This window comes from Acinetobacter sp. 24-47-66 (genome assembly GCF_056779755.1).
The window spans coordinates 20,264-41,752 of sequence record NZ_JBWYIL010000012.1 but is presented as its reverse complement, the minus strand read 5'-3'; the positions used below and the strand labels follow the sequence as shown (position 1 = coordinate 41,752).

Genomic DNA, 21,489 nt, shown 5'->3' with positions numbered 1-21,489 from the left:
TAAGAAAAAAGCCTCTACTGATGTAGGGGCTTTTATGTATTAGTATTTTATGGTACTAATTTTTTTACTACGTCTAATAAAGCCGAGTTGGATTTTAAAATTTCTGTATTTAATTTAGTTTGATCTTCAAATGAAGAGTTACTTCCCTTGGGGTTATCTACAATGCTCTGTCCAAAATATTTTTTTGCTAAATCGGCTTTAATTTCATTTTGCTTATCTTCGGGAAGATTTAATAGATACTCAGGTAATGCCTCTAATTCCATATAAGTTTGATGTGCTTGTTCTGCTATTTGTCGATAAAAGCCAATTTGTTTAAAACAATAAGTAAATAAAGTAGCTATTACAGCTATTATTGTTAGTTTAGTAGTAATAGCATTACTGACTGATAAATCATCAAAGAATTTGTATGCAAATAGCTGACAAATAACTAAGATTACAGATAACACAATTAGCATCATGATATAAAGTTCATAAACTTCTACAGTTCGTTTATATTTTTCATATTTATCTCTATAAATAAATTTTGTTTTTTTAGATGCGGCTTCATTTTTATATAGTTCTAAATCTCGGATTAAATTTTCGCTTCTTTCGTAATTATCTTTTAATTTTGGCTCTAGCACATTAGATATTTTTTTATTAATAAGTTCTATTGATATAGTACTCAAGTTGCTTAAATTTATGAGATCACTATATATAAATAATATGTTTTGATCTATTTTAAAGAGATATGGAATTTCTCCTCCGCTTTTTTTCCAATCTTTAAACTCCTCGGGAATATAAATAGCAAAACTACGGAAACAATTATTTAATCTATGAGTGGCATTTGAACTCATAGAGAAAAAAAAATTCTTAGAGTCCTCGCTTAGAGAGCTGATATTTTTTCTTAAAAAATCATCTTTTTCTTGTATTATTTTAAAATTTTCTTTAATTCTTTTACCAGTCTCCTCATGGCTAACAGGTATGTCATATTCATAATGTTTACTGAAAATTTCACCAATTTCAGTATTACTTTTGGTATCTAGATAACCATTAATACGCTGTATATTGCTACTAATCTGTTCTATATTTAATTGATTCATATTTTTTTATGAAATAGAAAATTAATTAAATTATATTTTATTAATTTTTAAATTTATAGGTGATCTGAATGAAAAATCTAAAACCAATCCTCCTTACAATAAGCCTTTTAACAGCATCATTTACACAAGCAGTGATTCCTGCATCATCACCCGCAGCCAAACCCCAAGTGGCAGGCTATTATCATTACGACTTTTATGGTCATCAGATCACTGCTTTATTAGATGGAACAAACTACCTCAATCCATCTATGTTTAAAGGCTTAAATGACAGTGAAAAAACTGAGATTCTTAAAAAATACGCAGCGATCAATGACAAAGGCATCCAAACCTCAGTCAATGCATTTTTGATTAATACAGGCAATCAGCTTTTAATGGTCGATAGCGGTGCGGCAAGCTGCTTTGGTACACATTTAGGCTCAATCTATAACAACCTCAAAGCATCAGGTTATCAGCCTACACAAGTGAATGGCATTTTCCTGACCCACTTACACCCTGACCATGTCTGTGGTATTTCAAACAATGGCGTGGCGAATTATCCAAATGCGATATTGCATATTTCAAAAACCGAATATGACTATTGGCTGAGTCCAAACACCGTAAAAAAACTGCCAAAAGATAAGCAAGCAGGCTTTTTAGGAACAGTTGAAAAAATCAAAGCAGCACTTGCGCCATATGAAAAAGCTAAAAAGATTAAAGTCTTTTCAGACAAATCTTTACGCTTCGGCGATGTCGAATTTAAACCATCCTTTGGTCATACCCCAGGACATTACAGTTTTAAACTGAAAGCTGATGGACAAGAAGTGGTGTTTATTGGTGACATCGTACATTCACATACCTTGCAGTTCGACAAACCTGAAACCGCGATTGAGTTCGATATCGATCCACAAACAGCAATCCAAACACGTTTAAAACATTTTGCTGAATATGCCAAAGAAGGTCAGCTTATTGCAGCACCACATTTACCATTCCCGGGGCTTGGGCACATTTATTCCAAAGATGGACAAAGCTATCAGTGGGTGCCAGTTCACTTTAAAGATTAAACTAAAGTCACGTAATGGTTGAAATTTCAAGTATTTTTATTTAAAGTTCCCTCGCTTAAAAACGGGGGTAAACTAATGAAAAAATTATTAATTTCAATTATCGCAGCAACTTCAGTATTGGCGACAGGCTGTTCAGTTCGTATGGCTGATATGACAGTTGCTTCAACTAAAAACTATAATCTCAACTCTAATCAGTTCGTGAAAGGTGAACGTGTAACAGGTGAAGATAAGGTCCCAGTTGTCTTGTTCCCTTTAGGGGTTCCAAACTTTAAAACTGCTGTAGATCGTGCTATTGAAAAAAACCGTTGCGCTGTGGCTCTTTCTGATGTGGTGATCACTCAATTGAATCAAGCATTCATTGTTGGTCAAATTGGTTATCGTGTAGAAGGTACACAAGTAATTGACCGTTCACAGCCTGAATGTAAGAAATAAGATTTTAAAAAAGCCTCTAATACGTTTAGAGGCTTTTTTATGGGCATATTTAAATCAAAAATTAGGTGTCTAAATTTACGTTCTGTCTTCGGTCGATATATTCAACATAACCTCGCCCCTTACGTTCAGTTCCATTCAGCAAACCACTCCACTGATAAGAACTCACATAACCTGCAGCTAAACCATAACAATATTCCGTATCTGCCACCGCAAGAATATCTAACACTTTCTCACCTTGATGATGTGCAATCCATCTGAAAGACTGAGGCACCTCCATTTCAAAACCGTCAGGTGTTATTTTCGGATCAGGCTTTAATGCGATCACTTGAAAAGCAACCTCACCATCATATTGAATAGAAGTACCATCAATATGGCGATAAGACACCGCGGTATAAGTAGGTTCACCTGCAAAACCGATATAGGCCAAGACCAATTGTGACTCATCATCTATGTTGATGACTTGATAACTAAAACTGTCTAAAGGCACCAATCCTGTGGTCGGTTTATTGGGAGTCGGCAACATTGAGCTTGAGACTGCTTTCCAATGTTCCAGTGTACATAACCCTTTAACTTCAACACGTTTTCCATGTTGGGTCAAATGACCGTCATATTGCATCAATACACTAAAGTGCTGATATAACATGCTATGTGCAAACCACGTAATGGCAGGCGTCGGGGTTAACCAAATATCAACTTGCAGATCATCACGTTCAGATACTAGATGATAACTCCCTTCAATTTCAGCAAGGAAAGATTCTCGACCAAACTCAACCTTAAATGGCTTTTGATGGAATACAATTTCGTCTTGAATATTATAAATGCGAAAGGCTTCTTCATCTGTCGATAAGGCTGTTCCATGAACCAAAGTAGCGGTATTTTCAGGACTAAGACCAGAAATCGACTTGGGTAAATGCGTTATCTTCGCACCAACATCACCAATGACAGAAGCATAGGACAGATATCGAAAAGGCTCAGGCAAATCTGGAATCATAACTCCATAATGCGTACTCGCGAATTGACGATGAAAAACATGCGCGTCTAAATTATATTCGCGTGGTAAAAGTGCTTGTTCTTCTGGCTCTACTGCACCCAAAAGGTTTTTGGCCATTTGACCCAATTGATAGTAGAACTTTTGTTGTAGACTTTTATTTTTTGAATGACTACTGAGGAGAGAATACATAACAAACTCACAAACAATGAGAGATGTTTACACCCTAAACAACCTCTCCTCAGTTCTTTATAGCTGATCAGGACTGGCAAATGTGAATTCAGGTCAGATCATAAAAATTGTTAGACAAGATTAAAAATGTGATCTACTTCACACCAAAAATCAACTTCAATCCGAGCACAGACATCACAATGCCCGCACCACGATCAAATACTTTCTTAAATTTTAAATACACCGCACGCGGTTTTTCCGCTGATAATGCAACCGCCACCAACGAGCACCAACCAGCATCGATAAAAAAGCACAGCATTGGTAACACAAAGTAAAAATACAACGGAATCTCTTTGGGTAATAAAGCTGTGAAAATACTGGCAAGTACAATCGCAATTTTAGGATTCGACAATTGAGTAATTAAGCCTGTGGTAAATGCACGTCGTAAACTCATCGGATGCAATGCAGAATGATCAGCTTCGATTGGATCTTTGGCATGTTTAATAATTTTATAAGCCAAAAACAATAAATATAATCCACCGCAGATTTTCAAAGCCAAATATGCTGAAGGCACTGCAACTAAGAATGCCTGTAAGCCTAATACTGCCAATAAACCAAAAATCGCAGCACCGAGACCAGTTCCCAGTGCAGTAAATAAACCATGTTTACGCGAAATAGCGATTGAATTTTTAGCGACATAGATTGAAGTCGGCCCCGGACTCATTGCGCCCAGTAAAAGTGCTGCTGCAATCGAACCTAAAATCCAAATTGATTCCACATTAATTCCATAGTAGATGATTGATTTATCGCGTTATTCTACTTGGAAGCCTTATGAATATTTCCCTAATTATTTGAGTGATTTTTTTAAATATTAAAATTATTCACTATTTATTTCATTATTTTTAGCGAATTAATTTACTGTATAAATTAAATACAATTGATTTTATAAAAAATATCCAAGTCATGCTAATCATCATCTGACAGTGCTTCATTATATGCAGTTTCATGTGGAGACAGACGATAGTCCCTTTCCTGTACAGGTACGCCAGCAATAACCATACTTCGAGCTTCTGTTTTAGGTTTGTTTAGAAAATCCTGCTCACAGCCTAAGGTCGTTAAAACGAACAAACCCAATAATAAAATGGATAGAGATTGCTTCATGCCACCCTCCCAAAATTCCGTTTTCTTTCAGATTAGCACTTCTGATTATTTTTTAAACATATTTTTTCACTGTTTTTCAATTTCTCCGAGTAAGAGCTAAGATTCGAAATCCGCTATACTCTTAAAAAACCAAATGCTCGCACTATGTTTGATACGATTGCCCAACAGGTTCAAGATCAGGAAATTTCTTTAAATGGTTTAAACATCACAGTTCGCCGTTTAGACCAAATTCATCCACATATCTCTGGAAATAAGTTTTATAAACTGAAATACAATTTTATTGAGGCAAAACGTCAAGGCTTTCAAAATGTAATGACCTTTGGTGGGGCTTATTCAAATCATATTGCCGCCACAGCGTTTGCTGCGCATCAATTTGGCTTTCAGTCTATTGGGATCATTCGTGGTGAGGAACTCAAAAACTCAGCCCGCAATCACACCCTCGCCACCGCAGAACGTTTTGGTATGGCGCTGCATTTTATCTCACGAGAAGCATATCGACACAAAAATGATCCTGAGTTTTTAGCTCACTTAGCGCAACGCTTTCCTGAAAGTTATTTAATTCCAGAAGGTGGCACCAACTCGCTTGCCATTCAGGGCACTCAAGAAATTTTAAAAGATGCTGATCAGACCTTTGACTTCATTTGTTGTGCTGTCGGAACAGGCGGTACGATTTCAGGATTGATTGAGCGCAGTTTAAACCGTCAAAGAATTATTGGATTTTCTGCATTAAAAGGCAATTTTCTGAATGATGAAGTAAAACTACTGACGGGTAAAAACAACTGGCATATCACTGATGATTATTGCTTCGGAGGCTATGCCAAAACCCGACCTGAACTGATTCAATTTATTGAAAAGTTTGAATATGAATACCGTATTCCACTTGAACAAGTCTATACCGGAAAAATGATGTTTGGCATTCATGATCTTATACAACAAAACTATTTCCCCAAAAACGCTAAAGTTTTAGTCATTCATTCGGGCGGGCTTCAAGGTCGAACGATTTAGTTGATCTTGCTTCTGCTTCTGTTCGCTTGAATTAATCCGATAATGCTCAGTTCATCGTAATTTACCGTTATAATTGCGCTGTTTCGTTTTTTGATTATTTTCATGTCTTCCAAGCAATACGATGTTTTAGTAATAGGTGCGGGTGCATCTGGTTTAATGACCGCATATATGGCTGCTCAACGTGGGCGTCGTGTCGTGGTGGTTGAAAAAGCCAATAAAGTGGGGAAAAAAATTCTCATGTCAGGTGGAGGTAAATGTAACTTTACCAATCTGTATGTTGAGCCTGACAACTATATTTCTCATAACCCGCATTTTGTTATCTCAGCACTCACCCGTTATACCAATTGGGATTTCATTGGCTTGGTCTGCGAATATGGCATTGAATACGAAGAACGTAAACACGGTCAGCTCTTTACCCTTAACGGCGCGAAAGAAATCTTAGCCATGTTACTTGCTGAGTGTGACAAAACTGGTCTAGTCGACATCAAAACCAGTTGCGAGGTGAAAGCCGTCAACGCCCTTGAGGAGCACGGTTTTCAGGTGGCAACCAATTTAGGTTTTTTTGAAGTTGAATCTGTCGTGGTCGCATCTGGTGGTCTCTCAATTCCGACGCTTGGTGGCTCAGGCATTGGCTATGAGATTGCTAAACAATTTGGACACTATGTTTATCCAACTCGTGCAGGTCTAGTCCCCTTTACTTTTTCTGATGGTTTCAAAGAAGTGACGACACGACTTAGTGGCAATGCTGTTGAAGTGACATTAAGCAATCATCTCAATAGCTTTACTGAAGCACTCTTGTTTACGCACCGTGGTTTAAGTGGTCCAAGTTCTTTACAGCTCTCAAACTATTGGGATGTGGGTCAAAGTTTTAAAGTCGACTTTTTACCAAGTATCGATCTCTTGAATTTTTTTAAAACTAAAAAACAAAATCAACCTAAAGTGTTACTTCGCACCTTACTCGCTGAACACTTACCGAAGAGTGTCGTAGTTGAATTACAACAGTTGATTTGGATGGATCAAGCTGAAATATCAATCGGGAATATCAGTGATGAGAAGCTAGAGGCGATTGCCCAGCGCCTTCACGCATTTGAAGTTAAACCTTCTGGGACTGAAGGTTACCGTACGGCTGAGGTGACTTTAGGTGGAGTTGATACCACTGAAGTTTCCTCAAAAACAATGGAAAGTAAAAAGCAAAAAGGGCTTTTCTTCGTCGGAGAAATACTCGATGTAACGGGCCATTTAGGTGGATTTAACTTTCAATGGGCTTGGTCATCTGCACATGCTGCATCTGAGTATGTCTAATTAACAACAAGTATTGTTCATTTTGTAATTAAAGGGGCATCCTTCGCCCTCTTTGACTATCATCCCTATTGATCAATCGAATGCTTCATTATTCATTTATCTTTTCTAAAAGCAGAATTTATGAGGGTCTTTGGGCATTGGTATCAGTTGAATCAAGCATTTGTGTGGTTGGATCTGTTACTGCATCATCAATAGATGGTGTATTGAGTCTGTTGTTTTCAGTAGCTTTTGAATTTGCAAAAACAAAGCGGTAAGCGCTTGCTAAAAAACCCACGGTGATACCTGCAATCACTATTGGGGCGAATAATTTATTAAATTTCTTACTCATAATTTTTACTCTTTTTCATGAGGATCAGCCAAACCATGCTGACTGATCCCGACACAAATTTACATGTTATTTAAGGTCATTTTTAGGCTGTGTATTTTGATCTGACTCTCCTGTAGATCCATAAGGATTATTCAATGGTTGAGTTGGCGCTTCTACATCAATTTGCGTTGGTGGAATATCTTCATCTTGATATTCTTCCGCAACAGTTGAAGCATCCATTTGCTCAGTAAGTGGTGGCGTGACTTGTTCAGGCTGATTTGGTCTTGGCTTATTCGCGTCAGATTTCGCTTTATCGATTAAGTCAGTCAACAATCGCTCTGCAGGTTGGCGACCACCTAGACCAAATGCAAGTGCAAAAGCGACAGCAACCGCTCCAAGTGTTAATCCAAAGGCTAAATTTACGATCGAGTCAGCGATTCCCATTGCACGCAAGCCCATTGCCACAACTAAACCAATGATCAGTACTCGGACAAGATTCGCTAACCAATGTGCGCTATTGGTCTCACCACGTTTCACCACATTGGCAACTAGATTTGCTAGCCAGAAACCAATGACGAGGATAACTGCACCTAAAAGTACATTCGCTCCGAAATAAATGAACATCGCAATCAAATCACTAATTTGATCGAAGCCCAAACGATTCGCAGCTTCAGACACCGCAAAGAGCATGGTGAAGAATACAATCAAATGACCGACAACTTTTGATATTTTGGTTTGACCCAAAAATCGTTGCATATCGAGCTTTTGAGGAATGTTATCAACACCTGTCCCAGCGATCACTTCAACCACAAGATTAGATACGAAACGTGAGACCACATAAGCAATGATCAGGATTAAACCTGCTGCGATGATATGTGGAATTGCATTCATGATTTCATACAACATAGCCGTTGCTGGTTGTGAAATCGCGTCTACACCCAAAGCCTCAAACGCAATAATCAGTGAAGTAATGATGACTAAGGCAAATACAAATGATCCTAATAGCTTAGGCAGATTAGAATTTTTAAAAACTCCGACTTTTTCAGCTTGCTGTTGGACATTCAAACTTGAAAGTAGCCCTTCGACAATACCGCGTACAATTTTTGCCAAAATGTAACCAACAAATAAAATCACACCTGCCATAAAGATATTCGGCAAGTAGGCAACGGCTTCAGTCACCATATTCTGAACTGGATATAACAAACCATTTAAGCCCAAAATAGACAGCACGATCGGTAAGAACAGCAATAAAATGAGCCAATAAACAATTTCACTGATATTTTGGCTAAATGAGCTCACACCAACGTCTTGACTGAGCTTTTCATCCAATTGTGTACGACTGAGTAGTCGAGTTAATCCAACTTTGACCAAATTGGCTACGATCCATCCAATAAAACCAACTGCTACTGCAGCCAATAATTGTGGGATAAATAGTAAGAATTGTTGAACCATATTACTAAAAGGACCACTCACACTGGTCAGGTTTAAAACGTTGAGTGAACCGATAACAGCAATAATGAGGATCAGCCAGAAAACGACTCTGGAGATGATATTTTCTATATTTGAGCGATGTCCTGTCGCGCTACTTAATTTTTGATTGGTATTTAATTTTGCAAGTACCTTCTTAACCCCTGCGGCAACGATTAAAGCGATGATCCATCCTATGAGTAAAATGGCCACTGCAGCAATAATTGGTTGGAATTGCTCCCAATAATACATTGCATCAAAGCCCCCAGTTCGAGTGAAGTCGTTATATTCATCATTCATTGGTTACGCCTCTTCTTATGTTAAGTGTTCTGAATTACGATTGATTTAATTCTTTTCCCTAGATCATTTTTCGATCGCGTCATCACACCATAAATTTCGAATATTTTTTAATCAACTCAAAGCATCATAAATACAACACATTGTTGCAAATCAAGAAAAAACCCAGCCGAAGCTGGGTTTAAACGTGAAAAGTGTAGTGGTTTATTGATCGTTTGCGACCGCAGTAACGGTATTATCCACTGCTGAATCTGTTGCCGTTGCTGTATCTGCATTATCTTGAGTTGCAGGAATAGTCGTATCAGCAGGAATTTGACCTGGTGTTGGATCACGATCAGCGAGCATATAGAAAATGAAGGCTGCTAAAAAAATACCAACGATAATCAGAATATACACTGGGATCTTACTTTTCTTCTTTTGATCATTATGGGTCGGATGATTGGATTGATCTACCATGATGCCCCTCTTATGTATTTTGATGATTTTTTATACTAGCAATCTATCATGTTGTTTTGTGTGAAAAAACATTATCAATTCGTACCGATCAAAGCACATGAGCTGTGATGCAAAATAGAGTATAATATGCACCCTCCTCATTTTTATTGTCGATCTGTATGACCTATCGCCGACAAAGTGTCTCTTTAGATTTAGACACAGATGTCACTCATGCCTGTTCTTTGCATCATACCCGTGATGGGCATTTGATTGGAATTATTGAGTTTACGAAACCAAGCTATGTGCTGAAGTGGGGTGACTTAGAGTATTTCCGCCGTCGCACTGAAGAATTTTCGGTGATGCCCTTTCCTGAATGTGTCAACGGCATGATCATCGACATTCGTAACATCGCTTGCTTCTTAGATAATGAAGTGCCCATTATTCCTTGGCGTTTACTCGAGGAAGAATGCCCAATTCGTTTAGTGGTTCCACACGATCGTTTGGAACATTATGCAGGTTTATTTGAACCGACTTGGCTCACGAGCGATGTCGATACTGCGATTCAAGAGATTCGTCAATTTATGGATATGTTTGTCCATTAAGTATGTCGCATAGTATTCCTATGTAATTTAGAAAAAAACCTCCGAGATGGAGGTTTTTTTGTGCCTCAATTCCCTCTCCTCGTAGGATAGGATGATTTGGACTTACCAATAGTTCTCTACCGCAATATTTCCTTCACCACGACGATTCATGGTCAGGCCACGTGCTTTCAGAGCCTCTTTTGTATCTTCAACCATTTGGGGATTCCCACACAGCATGATATGTGACGTTTGCGGATTAAAATCGACACCTACGGTTTTCTCTAACGCTCTATTTTCGATTAATACTGGCAATCGATCATGCAATGGCGCATTTGGATCACGTGTAATAATTGGCACAAATTTAAATCCTGTATGACCTTCACCAAAGGTATCCGCGACTTCCTGAATTCGGTCTACGTAAGCCAATTCGCTTGCTGTCCTCACACTGTAAACCAAATGAATATTTTTATATTTTTGCCATACTTCAAAGTCTTGCAACATAGAAATAAATGGTGCGAGCCCCGTGCCTGTCGCCAATAACCACAGGTCATTTGGCATAGGTAATTGGTAACGTGCTAAAGTCAAAAATCCATAAGGAATCTTTTCCAAATAAAGTTCATCGCCGACTTTGAGATGTTGTAAATTTGATGTAAAAGCACCATCTGGTACAACAATTGAAAAGAATTCTAAGGTTTCATCAAAAGGCGATGAAACGACAGAATACGCACGTACCACTAAATCATCGCCAACTTTCAAACCAATACGCGCGAACTGCCCTGCGGTAAATTTAAAATGTGCGGGACGCGTCATGGTAAAGCTAAATAAAGTGTTGGTCCAACGATGTACAGAAAGGACTTTTTCTACGCTAAATTTTTCAATTGACATAATTTCTACGTGGCATGACAGACTGCGCTCATGGTAGCATGACAATATAATTTATTAATATTTTTTCACATTAAGGCTTCATTCATGCGCATGACATTACGCCAACTGGCTGTTTTCGTAGCTGTCGCTCAAGAGGGTACAGTAACTAAAGCAAGTGATGCTGTACGACTCACACAAAGTGCTGCAAGTATGGCGTTAGCAGATCTTGAAGATGGTCTCGGTGCACCATTATTTGATCGCTTAGGAAAACGACTTCAACTGAATGACTTGGGTCGTTTTTTACTCCCACAGGCGCTTGAAATTTTAGGTCGATGTGAATCATTTGAACAAGCAGCTAAAGGCGAGCTTCAAAGTATTGATCTTCGTATTGGGGCGACTTTGACCATTAGCGATTATTTGATGCCTGATTTAATGGCTGATTTTCTTCAATTACAACCACAAGCACATTTGCAACTTCAAGTGGGCAATACGCGTCAAATGATTGAAGCTGTTAATCAGTTCCAACTTGATTTAGCACTTATCGAAGGTTCATGTCACTTACCTCAATTACAATCGATCCACTGGCGTGATGATGAGCTTGCTGTGTGTTGCTCACCAGATCATCCCTTGGCGAAATTAGACCGCCCTCTGACCATTGAAGACTTTAAACAGGCTGAATGGATTTTACGTGAAGAAGGTTCAGGGACTCGTGAAGTCTTTGACAACGCAATCCTGCAAGACTTACCGAATGCCAATATTCGTTTAACTTTGGGTCATAATGAAGCTATTTTGAAAATTGTTGCTGGTGGTTTAGGCATGTCATGTATTTCAAAATTAGCCATTGAACCATTAAGAGAAAAACAGCAACTGGTGATTTTAGAAACGCCGTTCTGGCAACTCACACGTCCTTTATTTATGTTAGTACACCGTCAAAAATATCAAGGACCTGGTTTAAAAGCCTTTATGAAATTCTGTAATGCTTAATAAAAAAAAGCTCCTCATAGGAGCTTTTTTTATTTCTCAGCTTCTTTCTTTTGTTCTTTGATAATATGTTCTTGTTCTACCGCATAAATTTTTGCTTTTGCATCTTGCTCTTCTCTGTATTGCTCATATTTTTGAAATCCCCAAACACCCAGATTAATGAACACTAAAATAGGGACAATACTTGCAAATATCCATGGATTAAATTGCTTGTTTGGATCTTTTATCTTCTTGGCTTTTTTCTTGGATTTTTTATCAGTTCCGAATTCATCAACACGCGAACTCGTGATGAATTTTTGCGCATTAAACTTTAATTGAAAATGCGTTTTGACATCAGGGACTTCTTTACGTACAACTTTTGGTGGGCGCCCTTTTGCATGGGTTGGCTCGGGTAAATGATCATCTACGTTCTCTTCAGGCACAATCTCATTCAAAGGTTGAACTTTCGTGAGTGGTACGACAGCTGACTCATCTAAGACTGGCACACGGCGACTTGGCTTTGATTCGAGCATTTCTTTAATTTGCTCTTCCTCAAGAGGTTCACCTAAGGAAATTTTAGTTGCTGGATCTGAAACTTGATCTGCAAGATGTTCCGAGCTAGAACCATCTAGCACGATTGATTCTTTGCTCAACGTATTGAAATTTAGTTCAAAATCTTGGATTTGTTTTGGTGAGTCCAGCGTATTTCCCTGATCTGCAAGGCGCTTTTCGATCAGCTCATCTAGCTCTTGTTCAAACTTCTGAGACTTACCTTCTAAATCTTCGTGCGCACGATAAAAAAGTTGATTCAAGGGTTGCTCGACCCGTGCATGTTTATTGTCTAACCGCACGATAAATTTTGCATGACGTTGGTCGTCTTTATCGACCACGATACATTTCACACGCTCACCAATTTGAGGCGTGATACTGGAATTTGCCATGTCATTCAATACGAAATGTACATCAAAATCATGATCATTGATTTTGATAATTCCTGCTTTCAATGCAGGGTCGTACGAATGTAAAACACCCCTGTAAAACATGTTATTTCCCCAGCATAAAAAAGATTGATTCTTAGTAATTAGTTTTTTAAATTTATCGATGAATCAAAATCTTAATAAAAAAGGAGGCCTTAGCCTCCTCTATAATTTAATCAAATTTTAATCTTTTTGTACAGAACCAAAAATTTTATCGCCAGCATCTCCAAGACCCGGAACGATATAACCATTCTCGTTTAAACCGTTGTCTACAGCTGCGGTAAAAATGACAACATCAGGGTGTGCTTCTTCCACACGTTTAATGCCTTCTGGTGCTGCAACCAAAACCATCACTCGGATATCTTTACAACCACTCGCTTTAAGGACATCAATAGCAGCAACCAATGATGAACCAGTCGCAAGCATTGGATCAATAATCATCGCTATACGGTTTTGTACGTCAGGTACCAATTTCTTATAGTAAGTACGTGCTTCTAATGTTTCCTCATCACGCTCTAAACCAAGAACAGAAACTTTTGCACTAGGAATAAGATTTAAGAAACCATCAAGCATACCAATGCCAGCACGTAAAATTGGTACAACAGTAATTTTTTTACCTGCAATACGCTGTGTTGTCACCGGGCCATTCCAGCCATTAATTTCGTGATCTACAACAGGTAAATCTTTGGTTGCTTCGTAAGTCAGTAACATTGTGACTTCTTGCGCTAACTCACGGAAGTTCTTCGTGCTGATATCTGCACGGCGTAATAAACCTAATTTATGACGAATGAGCGGATGACGAATTTCTTGGATTGGCACGGGAGAACACCTGAAGCATAAATGTAAATTCTGTCTATTATAAATGTTTTTAATATAAGAAATAAGAAAAGCCCTCAATGAATGAGGGCTTTTTTTGTTAACAACAATAGTTTTTTTAGATTAATCGATCAACTATTGAAGAACGATATGTAATGGCGCGATCAATTGTGCTTGATTTGCCATCGCAATGACTGGATCTGGATATACACCGATTACAAGCACTGCAAGCGCAGCAAGCAATACCATAATACCACCCACTTTTTGCCCCCAATGTTTATCAGCATCAATACGTGGAGTGTCTGGTGGCGTCATATACATGACGATCATGACACGTAGGTAATAGTATAGACCAATACCAGAACCCACAATGATCATCGCAGCGAAGAACCAATGTGCTTCAGACACAACTGTCATGATCAGCATGAATTTACCGATGAAGCCTGCAGTTAACGGAATACCTGCAAGAGATAGCATCATCACAGTCAGTGTTGCCGTCAATACTGGACGACGCCAGAATAGACCACGGTAGTCTGCAAGTGATTCTGCTTCGTCATTGTTGTTGTATGGGCTAGACATCAATGCTACAGCACCAAACGCACCAATCGTCGTTAATACATACGTTAATACATATAAACTTACTGACGTTAAGCTTAAGAAAGATGTCGTAACAACAGCAAGGAATAAGTAACCAAAATGCGCAATTGACGAGTATGCCAAAATACGTTTTAAGTTCACTTGTTTCACTGCAAGCATGTTACCAATCAAGATTGATAACACTGCAATGACGATCAAAATCGTTTTGATCGATTCGATACCAATTACACCTGAAGACAGTAAGTAACGTACGAATAAACCAATCATTGCAACTTTAGCTACAGTAGCAAGGAATGTTGCAATTGGTGCTGGAGCACCTGCATACACATCTGGCGTCCATTTATGGAATGGCGCTAAAGACAATTTAAATGCAACAGCTGCGATGATTAAACCAAGACCTAAGATTCCAAATACAGTGGTAAGTTTCTCACCAAATTGAGGAATATAAGCTTGCAGCGCCATCATCAATTGAGGATCTTGAGACTTAGTTAACGCCCAGAACATATCATCCACTTGACCCGCAAATGATAATGAACCTAGAACTGAGTAAACATAAGCCATACCCATCAACAACATTGCAGAAGCAGTTGCTGAAAGTACAAGATATTTAATACCCGCTTCGAGTGACTTACCGCGTTGGTAGGTATAAGCAATCAGACCGTACACTGGAATCGACATTAACTCTAAGCTAATGAAGAATGATGCAAAGTGTGAACTTGTTACCATTAACATTGCCCCTGAAACAGAGATCAACATTAATAGATAAAGTTCTTCACGATTATCTTTATAGGTTTCGATATATGCATGTGACAGTGTGCAACAAGCCAATGCAGCAATCAAAATAATCACTTGATAGAACAGACCAAAAGCATCAACCATAAATAGGTTCATGACATTTGGTGAGATCTGAGAACCTGTAAACAACGTGAATAGAATATTCAACAATGCAAGGTTAAGACCGATAACAGAGACTGTCGCAATCAAATTATGATTACGTTTGATTGCAGTCAAAATCATTACGATGATTGCTGTTAAAGCAACAATCATCACAGGAGCTAATGGCATTAGCTCAGAAAATGATAGTGTGAAGTTCATGACTTATTGCATCTCCACATTTTCGAGTTGAGTTGTGGCTTGTTCAACCACTTCAACTACTTCTTGTACTGGAATGTAGCTATTCGCAATCCAAGCCAAACTTGATTCTGAAATATCAAGGAAGCTTTGTGGATACAAACCAAGCCATAACAGACCGAACGCACAAATTAACAAAATACCAAGCTCACGCGCATTAAGATCTTTTAATGGATTCGCATAGTGTTGTTTTTGCTCTTCGTTTGGCACACCAAATAACGCTTTATGAATCAGGATTAAACCATATAGACCCGCAAATACTAAGCTGATCGCAGCAATAATCGTGAATGTAGGGAATTGAGCAAATGCACCCATCAAGATGAGGAACTCACCAATGAAGTTACCTAAGCCAGGGATACCTACAAGCGCAGCAATAAAGAACATCAAGAAGAATGGTAAATACTGGAATTGACCACGAATACCACCCATCAAGCGTAAATCACGTGTGTGAAGACGCTCATACACTTGACCACACATAATGAATAATGCTGCTGACGATAAACCGTGAGCCAACATCATGACCATCAGACCTTGGAAGGTCAGGATGTTACCTGCGTAGATTGCAAGTAAAACAAAGCCCATGTGTGAAATCGACGTATACGCCAACAAACGTTTCATATCGGTTTGCTGGAAAGCACACCAAGCACCGTAGAAGATACCGATTAAACCGAAAATGATTGCTACATCAGCAAACTGCGCTGAAGCAACTGGGAAGAATGGAATGACGAAACGAAGTAAACCGTAAGCCGCTGTCTTAATTAAGATACCCGCAAGGTCTACAGAACCTGCTGTAGGTGCTTGTGCGTGCGCGTCTGGTAACCAACCATGCAATGGGAAAACAGGAAGTTTGACTGCAAAACCAATAAACAAACAAATCATAAATGCAAAGGCAATTGATGACGTTTGTGGGTTAGCATCCAATGTATTCGCAACAGCGAGTAAATGGTTATAACTGAAGCTGATTGTATCTGTCATCATGAAACCGTAGATCACAAGACCTAAGATACCAATCAACATGATCAGACCAGCCACCTGCGTGTAAATAAAGAATTTAGTCGCAGCGTAAACACGAGATTTACCAGAAGCACCTTTGTGGCCCCAGAGTGCAATCAAGAAGTAGATTGGAACGAGCATCATCTCCCAGAAGAAGAAGAACAAGAACAAATCAACAGCCAAGAATACACCGATCACGCCACCTAAAGACCATAAAAGGTTTAAGTGGAAGAAACCAACGTTCTTCTGAATTTCACCCCAAGAACAGCCAACCGCCAATACACCTAGTAAAGCAGTTAAACCGACCATGAGAAGTGAAAGACCATCCACCGCTAAGTGGATGTTAATGCCAAGGGTTTGAATCCAAGGTACATAGAACTCTGCAGACCAAGTCGGTACAGTTTCACCAATTTGGTAGCTGTAGGTACCGGATTGCCATAAAGCAACGGTGATGCCCAAAGTAATGAGCATACCCACAAGTGCGATATAACGTGGTAGGTGTTGATCTAATTTATCAACGACCCAACAAATAAAACCAGCAATGAACGGAATGAGGATCAGCGCGGGTAAATACCAGTTATTGATGTTTTCCATCTTATTTCCCCACGATCTGAGTCACGATCAGAATCATGATAATCACCACGATACCGAACGCCATGCTCGATGCGTACTCACGCAAAGAACCTGTTTGACGTGAACTAGTGAAGCTATGACCACCTTTAACAATCGCTGGCAATACAAGCCATACGCCATCAATCGGGTCACGACCAATCATTTTTGCAATAAATAAGTAAGGTTTTACAAACACGAGGTCATATAACGCATCGAAACCTAGCGCATTACGACAGATATTTGCAAGTCCAGCACCCAATGAAGTGCGAGCAAAACCTTGAACTGCTTTATAAGCAAAAGCAAATAAGACAACACCAACCGCTAAACCAGCAAGTGCGATTGCAATAGCGACATATTCTGCACCATGCGCACCAGCCTCTAGCGCTTCAGGAATAACAAATGCAGGAATTTGTGCTGCATCAAGAATACTCATGACTGGCGCTTTAAGTACGATTGCCAAACCTGTAGAAAGGACAGCAAGAATCGCTAAAGGAGCCCAGTAAGTTGCACCTTTGATTTCGTGATATGGCGTTTTCTCTTCGCCAAAGAACACAATCCAAATTAAACGGAACGTATAGACTGATGTTAAGAATGCACCAGCAACACCGACCCAATACAATGTATTGAATACAGGTAAACCTGCGATATGACTTTGTGTCCACACAGCCGCCAAGATTGCGTCTTTTGAGAAGAAACCAATCGTTAAGAATGGAATCGCTGCTAAGGCACCGCCACCGATCGCGAAACAAGCAAATAAGAATTTATTACGCTTGAACAAACCACCCATTTTGAAAATGTTTTGTTCGTGATGGTATGCAAGAATCACCGCACCTGATGACAAGAACAACAACGCTTTGAAGAATGCGTGAGTGAGCATGTGGAACAAGCCTGCTTGGTATGCTTCAGCACCTACAGCCATAAACATATAACCCAACTGACTCATGGTTGAGTAAGCAAGAATACGTTTGATGTCTGTTTGAACCAGTGCAGCAAAACCTGCAACTAATAATGTCACCGCACCTGTGATTGAGATAAACACCATGACTTCTGGTGCCATTTCAAATACAGAGAACATACGGCAGCATAGGTAAACACCTGCTGTTACCATTGTTGCAGCATGGATTAATGCAGATACTGGTGTAGGACCCGCCATCGCATCTGCTAACCATGTTTGTAATGGGATTTGCGCAGATTTACCTGCAGCACCCAAGAACAACATTAATGCAGTCCAAATGGTTAACGATGAGCTTTGTGTCATTACCACAGGCGCAGCAGCAACGATTTCAGCAATATTCAATGTTCCAAATTGTTGGAAAATTAAGAATAATGCAATGAGTAAGAAAACGTCACCAATACGTGTCACGGTGAATGCTTTAATTGCAGCAGCACCATTTGCTGGATTTTGGTAGTAATAACCAATCAGCAAGTATGAGCACAGACCAACACCTTCCCAACCTAAGAATAACAACGCAAGGTTATCACCCAACACAAGCAATAACATGCTTGCTACGAATAAGTTGAAGTAAGAGAAGAAACGTGCAAAGTCTTCTTCACCACGCATATACCATGATGCAAAGATATGAATTAAGAAACCCACACCCGTAATCATGCCAAGCATAAGTAAAGATAAACCATCTAAGTGCAAGCTAATACCTGGCTCAAAACCACCCACACTGAACCAAGTCCAAAGGTGAGTCACTTGAGATGTTTCACCGCTGTTGATGAAATTCATACCAGCCAATAATGCACATAGTGCTGAAAGACCAACTGAACCCACACCAATAATGGCAGCTACAATTTCAGGAAGCTTATTACGCCCTGCCGCTAAAAGGATAAAACCAATGAGCGGAAATAATATGGTTAATGCTAATAAACTCATCCGCGCATCTCACTAGCAGCATCTACATCCAAATGATGGAAGCGATGATAGAACTGAAGGACGATCGCAAGCCCGATACACGCCTCTGCCGCAGCAAGCGTTAAGATCAAGATAAACATGATCTGACCATCTGGTTGCACCCATGCACTACCAGCGAGGACGAATGCAAGCGCTGCTGCATTCATCATGATCTCAAGGCTCATTAACATAAATAGAAGGTTGCGTCGCACCATTACACCGTAGAAACCGAGTGCAAAAAGAATGGTTGCAACAATCAAACCATGCTCTAAAGGGATATTACCCATTATTCTTTTTCCTCTTCTGCACTTGGTTCACGTTTGCCTAAGTGGAATGCAGCGACTAACGCAGCAAGCAATAACATTGCGGCAACTTCAACCAATAATAAATATTGTGTAAAGAGTGCTTGACCAACTTCTTTAGGGCCTACAACTTCTGTACCCATTAAAGGACCAGAAATGCTGTGCTCTGAAGTCATTGTCCAAACTAAAACCAGACCCATTAAAAAGCTCATCAATGCAGGGTAAGCCCAAGCATCAGATGTTAACCATTTACGTTCTTGTTCAACAGTTTGAGAACCAAGGTTCAACATCATCACAACGAAGACGAAAAGAACCATAATGGCACCAGCGTAAACAATAATCTCAAGCGCACCTGCAAATGGTGCACCCACGATCATGAACATACCAGCAACTGCAAGTAACGAAACGATTAAGCTTAAAAGTGCGTGTACCGGATTCGCATTAGTCACAACACGAACCGTAGAAACGATGGCCACAAGTGCCATCAAATAAAATGGCCACATCATGGTAATAAGCTCCGTACATCGACAGGTGCGCTTTCACGCTGAGCCTGACCTTTGTCTTTACCAGCTACAGCCATACCCGTTACACGGTAGAAGTTATAGTCTGGATATTTACCAGGACCAGAAATGAGCAAGTTTTCTTTCTCATAAACTAAGTCTTGACGAACGTATTCACTGAGTTCGAAATCAGGTGTCATCTGAATAGCAGTTGTAGGACATGCTTCTTCACACATACCGCAGAAAATACAACGAGAGAAGTTGATACGGAAAAATTCCGGATACCAACGACCATCTTCTTTTTCAGCTTTCTGTAATGAAATACAGCCAACAGGGCAAGCTACAGCACACAAGTTACAAGCTACACAACGCTCTTCACCATCTGGGTCACGTGTCAATACGATACGGCCACGGAATCGTGGTGGAACGATTTCTTCAGCTTTAACTTCAGGGTATAAAATAGTGTCACGTTTACGTGTTGCGTGGCTAAATACCATCCACAACGAACGTACAATTGACCCAAACCCAGCTAGAATTTTATACATAATGTTCTCCCTGCTGTCCTAGGCCTGATTCATCAGAATCACAGCACCAGTCACCAACAAGTTGACCAACGCTAAAGGCAAACAAATCTTCCAACCAAAGTTCATCACTTGGTCATAACGTGGACGCATTAATGAACCACGTGCCAAGACAAACATCATCACAAAGAATGCTGTTTTAATCATGAACCAAAATGCTGGAGGTAGGAAATCTAGACCAAATGGTGCTAACCAACCACCGAAAAATAAGGTTACGATCAAAGCTGAGATCAGGACAACGTTGACGTATTCCGCAACGAAGAACATCCCCCATTTCATACCACCATATTCGACATGGTAACCTTCCGCCAATTCTTGTTCCGCTTCTGGTTGGTCAAATGGGTGACGATGCGTTACCGCAACACCTGCAACCACGAAGATGAGGAAACCTAAGAATTGTGGAATGACAAACCATACATCTTTTTGAGCTTCTACGATTTCACGCATGTTGAATGAGCCTGCAATTGCAACCACACCCATCAAGGAAATACCTAAGAAGACCTCATAAGAAATCGTTTGCGCTGCTGAACGAAGACCACCGAGTAATGCATATTTATTGTTTGATGACCAACCACCAAATAAAACTGCATACACTGCAATACCCGCCATTGCCATAAAGAACAATAGACCGATACTCATGTCTGCAACACCTAAATAAGGTGATACAGGGATAACCATGAACGATAACACCGCAGTTGCCATTGCAACTGCTGGAGCTAAACGGAAAGTCAATTTATCTGCAAACTTTGGTGTCCAGTCTTCTTTGAACATGATTTTCAGCATGTCGGCAACAATCTGGAACATCCCCCCAGGACCTACACGGTTTGGACCGTAACGGTCTTGCCATAAGCCAAGTAAACGACGCTCAATGAAAGACATCAACGCAGCAATCAAAACTACAACGAGCAAGATCACAATCGCTTGAACTACAGAGTAGGCAATTGGCCAGTTCTCAGCCCAAAGCGGCGTTTGACGGATTAATTCTTGTTCCATG

General features: G+C 39.7%; 23 protein-coding genes. 6 read left to right on the top strand and 17 right to left on the bottom strand.

Annotated elements, in window-relative coordinates; translation table 11 throughout:
- Positions 1 to 47: 47 nt before the first annotated feature.
- Positions 48 to 1,079, bottom strand: coding sequence for a hypothetical protein (locus tag AC1M84_RS11195; RefSeq protein WP_481593625.1), 1,032 nt, complete (start codon positions 1,077 to 1,079; stop codon positions 48 to 50).
- Between the two features lie 68 nt (positions 1,080 to 1,147).
- Here AC1M84_RS11195 and AC1M84_RS11190 point away from each other — a divergent pair, with 68 nt between their 5' ends.
- Both AC1M84_RS11190 and AC1M84_RS11185 read left to right on the top strand, forming a co-directional pair.
- Positions 1,148 to 2,119, top strand: coding sequence for an MBL fold metallo-hydrolase (locus AC1M84_RS11190; protein WP_481593626.1), 972 nt, complete (start codon positions 1,148 to 1,150; stop codon positions 2,117 to 2,119).
- Positions 2,120 to 2,194: 75 nt separating this feature from the next.
- Complete coding sequence (locus AC1M84_RS11185; protein WP_035267298.1) at positions 2,195 to 2,551, top strand: hypothetical protein; 357 nt, start codon at positions 2,195 to 2,197, stop codon at positions 2,549 to 2,551.
- 61 nt (positions 2,552 to 2,612) lie between these two features.
- On the opposite strand, the gene AC1M84_RS11180 is transcribed toward AC1M84_RS11185, so the two are convergent.
- From AC1M84_RS11180 to AC1M84_RS11170, 3 genes are all read right to left on the bottom strand, one after another.
- Complete coding sequence (locus AC1M84_RS11180) at positions 2,613 to 3,731, bottom strand: DUF6670 family protein (protein ID WP_481593627.1); 1,119 nt, start codon at positions 3,729 to 3,731, stop codon at positions 2,613 to 2,615.
- A 133-nt stretch (positions 3,732 to 3,864) separates the two neighbouring features.
- On the bottom strand, positions 3,865 to 4,488 hold the full coding sequence (locus AC1M84_RS11175) for a LysE family translocator (protein ID WP_481593628.1): 624 nt from the start codon (positions 4,486 to 4,488) through the stop codon (positions 3,865 to 3,867).
- 188 nt (positions 4,489 to 4,676) lie between these two features.
- Complete coding sequence (locus AC1M84_RS11170; protein ID WP_481594996.1) at positions 4,677 to 4,871, bottom strand: NF038215 family lipoprotein; 195 nt, start codon at positions 4,869 to 4,871, stop codon at positions 4,677 to 4,679.
- Positions 4,872 to 5,015: 144 nt separating this feature from the next.
- On the opposite strand from AC1M84_RS11170, the gene AC1M84_RS11165 reads away from it, so the two are divergent.
- Positions 5,016 to 5,876: a 1-aminocyclopropane-1-carboxylate deaminase/D-cysteine desulfhydrase gene (locus AC1M84_RS11165; protein ID WP_481593630.1), complete on the top strand. Its 861-nt coding sequence runs from the start codon at positions 5,016 to 5,018 to the stop codon at positions 5,874 to 5,876.
- Between the two features lie 102 nt (positions 5,877 to 5,978).
- Positions 5,979 to 7,178 carry a BaiN/RdsA family NAD(P)/FAD-dependent oxidoreductase gene (locus tag AC1M84_RS11160; protein WP_092766957.1) on the top strand — a complete coding sequence of 400 codons (1,200 nt, stop codon included), beginning with the start codon at positions 5,979 to 5,981 and terminating at the stop codon, positions 7,176 to 7,178.
- Positions 7,179 to 7,296: 118 nt separating this feature from the next.
- Here AC1M84_RS11160 and AC1M84_RS11155 read toward each other — a convergent pair whose 3' ends face one another.
- The 3 genes from AC1M84_RS11155 to AC1M84_RS11145 form a co-directional block, all read right to left on the bottom strand.
- Positions 7,297 to 7,506 carry a hypothetical protein gene (locus AC1M84_RS11155; RefSeq protein ID WP_092766956.1) on the bottom strand — a complete coding sequence of 70 codons (210 nt, stop codon included), beginning with the start codon at positions 7,504 to 7,506 and terminating at the stop codon, positions 7,297 to 7,299.
- Between the two features lie 66 nt (positions 7,507 to 7,572).
- On the bottom strand, positions 7,573 to 9,252 hold the full coding sequence (locus AC1M84_RS11150) for a mechanosensitive ion channel (RefSeq protein WP_481593631.1): 1,680 nt from the start codon (positions 9,250 to 9,252) through the stop codon (positions 7,573 to 7,575).
- A gap of 201 nt (positions 9,253 to 9,453) precedes the next feature.
- Positions 9,454 to 9,705, bottom strand: a complete 252-nt coding sequence (locus AC1M84_RS11145) for a hypothetical protein (RefSeq protein ID WP_092766954.1) — start codon at positions 9,703 to 9,705, stop codon at positions 9,454 to 9,456.
- 158 nt (positions 9,706 to 9,863) lie between these two features.
- On the opposite strand from AC1M84_RS11145, the gene AC1M84_RS11140 reads away from it, so the two are divergent.
- Positions 9,864 to 10,286, top strand: a complete 423-nt coding sequence (locus AC1M84_RS11140) for a hypothetical protein (protein ID WP_035267287.1) — start codon at positions 9,864 to 9,866, stop codon at positions 10,284 to 10,286.
- A 102-nt stretch (positions 10,287 to 10,388) separates the two neighbouring features.
- On the opposite strand, the gene AC1M84_RS11135 is transcribed toward AC1M84_RS11140, so the two are convergent.
- The gene (locus AC1M84_RS11135; protein WP_035267285.1) at positions 10,389 to 11,150 is read right to left on the bottom strand and encodes a ferredoxin--NADP reductase; all 762 of its coding nucleotides are present in this window, start codon (positions 11,148 to 11,150) and stop codon (positions 10,389 to 10,391) included.
- Between the two features lie 84 nt (positions 11,151 to 11,234).
- Here AC1M84_RS11135 and gigC point away from each other — a divergent pair, with 84 nt between their 5' ends.
- Entirely contained in the window at positions 11,235 to 12,113 is an 879-nt protein-coding gene (gigC, locus tag AC1M84_RS11130) for a LysR family transcriptional regulator GigC (protein ID WP_481593632.1), read from the top strand.
- Between the two features lie 29 nt (positions 12,114 to 12,142).
- Here gigC and AC1M84_RS11125 read toward each other — a convergent pair whose 3' ends face one another.
- From AC1M84_RS11125 to nuoH, 9 genes are all read right to left on the bottom strand, one after another.
- On the bottom strand, positions 12,143 to 13,132 hold the full coding sequence (locus AC1M84_RS11125) for a hypothetical protein (protein ID WP_481593633.1): 990 nt from the start codon (positions 13,130 to 13,132) through the stop codon (positions 12,143 to 12,145).
- A gap of 117 nt (positions 13,133 to 13,249) precedes the next feature.
- Complete coding sequence (gene upp, locus AC1M84_RS11120; protein WP_035267277.1) at positions 13,250 to 13,885, bottom strand: uracil phosphoribosyltransferase; 636 nt, start codon at positions 13,883 to 13,885, stop codon at positions 13,250 to 13,252.
- Positions 13,886 to 14,017: 132 nt separating this feature from the next.
- Complete coding sequence (gene nuoN, locus AC1M84_RS11115) at positions 14,018 to 15,574, bottom strand: NADH-quinone oxidoreductase subunit NuoN (protein WP_035267275.1); 1,557 nt, start codon at positions 15,572 to 15,574, stop codon at positions 14,018 to 14,020.
- Positions 15,575 to 15,577: 3 nt separating this feature from the next.
- A complete protein-coding gene (nuoM, locus tag AC1M84_RS11110; protein ID WP_179999421.1) occupies positions 15,578 to 17,197 on the bottom strand; it encodes an NADH-quinone oxidoreductase subunit M in 1,620 nt (539 codons plus the stop codon).
- A 1-nt stretch (position 17,198) separates the two neighbouring features.
- On the bottom strand, positions 17,199 to 19,094 hold the full coding sequence (gene nuoL, locus AC1M84_RS11105; protein WP_481593634.1) for an NADH-quinone oxidoreductase subunit L: 1,896 nt from the start codon (positions 19,092 to 19,094) through the stop codon (positions 17,199 to 17,201).
- Entirely contained in the window at positions 19,091 to 19,399 is a 309-nt protein-coding gene (gene nuoK / locus AC1M84_RS11100) for an NADH-quinone oxidoreductase subunit NuoK (RefSeq protein WP_004695395.1), read from the bottom strand. Before nuoK ends, nuoL begins: the two co-directional genes overlap by 4 nt.
- On the bottom strand, positions 19,399 to 19,917 hold the full coding sequence (gene nuoJ / locus AC1M84_RS11095; protein WP_171076777.1) for an NADH-quinone oxidoreductase subunit J: 519 nt from the start codon (positions 19,915 to 19,917) through the stop codon (positions 19,399 to 19,401). The genes nuoK and nuoJ overlap by 1 nt, the downstream gene beginning before the upstream one ends.
- A complete protein-coding gene (gene nuoI, locus AC1M84_RS11090; protein WP_035267267.1) occupies positions 19,917 to 20,459 on the bottom strand; it encodes an NADH-quinone oxidoreductase subunit NuoI in 543 nt (180 codons plus the stop codon). The genes nuoJ and nuoI overlap by 1 nt, the downstream gene beginning before the upstream one ends.
- 18 nt (positions 20,460 to 20,477) lie before the next feature.
- Positions 20,478 to 21,488: an NADH-quinone oxidoreductase subunit NuoH gene (gene nuoH / locus AC1M84_RS11085; RefSeq protein WP_035267266.1), complete on the bottom strand. Its 1,011-nt coding sequence runs from the start codon at positions 21,486 to 21,488 to the stop codon at positions 20,478 to 20,480.
- Position 21,489: the final 1 nt, after the last annotated feature.

Excerpts from the sequence above, each read along its gene's own strand:
- AC1M84_RS11195 (WP_481593625.1), bottom strand. The coding sequence starts at position 1,079 with ATGAATCAATTAAATATAGAACAGATTAGTAGCAATATACAGCGTATT.
- AC1M84_RS11190 (WP_481593626.1), top strand. The coding sequence starts at position 1,148 with ATGAAAAATCTAAAACCAATCCTCCTTACAATAAGCCTTTTAACAGCA.
- AC1M84_RS11185 (WP_035267298.1), top strand. The coding sequence starts at position 2,195 with ATGAAAAAATTATTAATTTCAATTATCGCAGCAACTTCAGTATTGGCG.
- AC1M84_RS11180 (WP_481593627.1), bottom strand. The coding sequence starts at position 3,731 with ATGTATTCTCTCCTCAGTAGTCATTCAAAAAATAAAAGTCTACAACAA.
- AC1M84_RS11170 (WP_481594996.1), bottom strand. The coding sequence starts at position 4,871 with ATGAAGCAATCTCTATCCATTTTATTATTGGGTTTGTTCGTTTTAACG.
- AC1M84_RS11165 (WP_481593630.1), top strand. The coding sequence starts at position 5,016 with ATGTTTGATACGATTGCCCAACAGGTTCAAGATCAGGAAATTTCTTTA.
- AC1M84_RS11160 (WP_092766957.1), top strand. The coding sequence starts at position 5,979 with ATGTCTTCCAAGCAATACGATGTTTTAGTAATAGGTGCGGGTGCATCT.
- AC1M84_RS11155 (WP_092766956.1), bottom strand. The coding sequence starts at position 7,506 with ATGAGTAAGAAATTTAATAAATTATTCGCCCCAATAGTGATTGCAGGT.
- AC1M84_RS11150 (WP_481593631.1), bottom strand. The coding sequence starts at position 9,252 with ATGAATGATGAATATAACGACTTCACTCGAACTGGGGGCTTTGATGCA.
- AC1M84_RS11145 (WP_092766954.1), bottom strand. The coding sequence starts at position 9,705 with ATGGTAGATCAATCCAATCATCCGACCCATAATGATCAAAAGAAGAAA.
- AC1M84_RS11140 (WP_035267287.1), top strand. The coding sequence starts at position 9,864 with ATGACCTATCGCCGACAAAGTGTCTCTTTAGATTTAGACACAGATGTC.
- AC1M84_RS11135 (WP_035267285.1), bottom strand. The coding sequence starts at position 11,150 with ATGTCAATTGAAAAATTTAGCGTAGAAAAAGTCCTTTCTGTACATCGT.
- gigC (WP_481593632.1), top strand. The coding sequence starts at position 11,235 with ATGCGCATGACATTACGCCAACTGGCTGTTTTCGTAGCTGTCGCTCAA.
- AC1M84_RS11125 (WP_481593633.1), bottom strand. The coding sequence starts at position 13,132 with ATGTTTTACAGGGGTGTTTTACATTCGTACGACCCTGCATTGAAAGCA.
- nuoN (WP_035267275.1), bottom strand. The coding sequence starts at position 15,574 with ATGAACTTCACACTATCATTTTCTGAGCTAATGCCATTAGCTCCTGTG.
- nuoM (WP_179999421.1), bottom strand. The coding sequence starts at position 17,197 with ATGGAAAACATCAATAACTGGTATTTACCCGCGCTGATCCTCATTCCG.
- nuoL (WP_481593634.1), bottom strand. The coding sequence starts at position 19,094 with ATGAGTTTATTAGCATTAACCATATTATTTCCGCTCATTGGTTTTATC.
- nuoK (WP_004695395.1), bottom strand. The coding sequence starts at position 19,399 with ATGGGTAATATCCCTTTAGAGCATGGTTTGATTGTTGCAACCATTCTT.
- nuoJ (WP_171076777.1), bottom strand. The coding sequence starts at position 19,917 with ATGTGGCCATTTTATTTGATGGCACTTGTGGCCATCGTTTCTACGGTT.
- nuoI (WP_035267267.1), bottom strand. The coding sequence starts at position 20,459 with ATGTATAAAATTCTAGCTGGGTTTGGGTCAATTGTACGTTCGTTGTGG.
- nuoH (WP_035267266.1), bottom strand. The coding sequence starts at position 21,488 with ATGGAACAAGAATTAATCCGTCAAACGCCGCTTTGGGCTGAGAACTGG.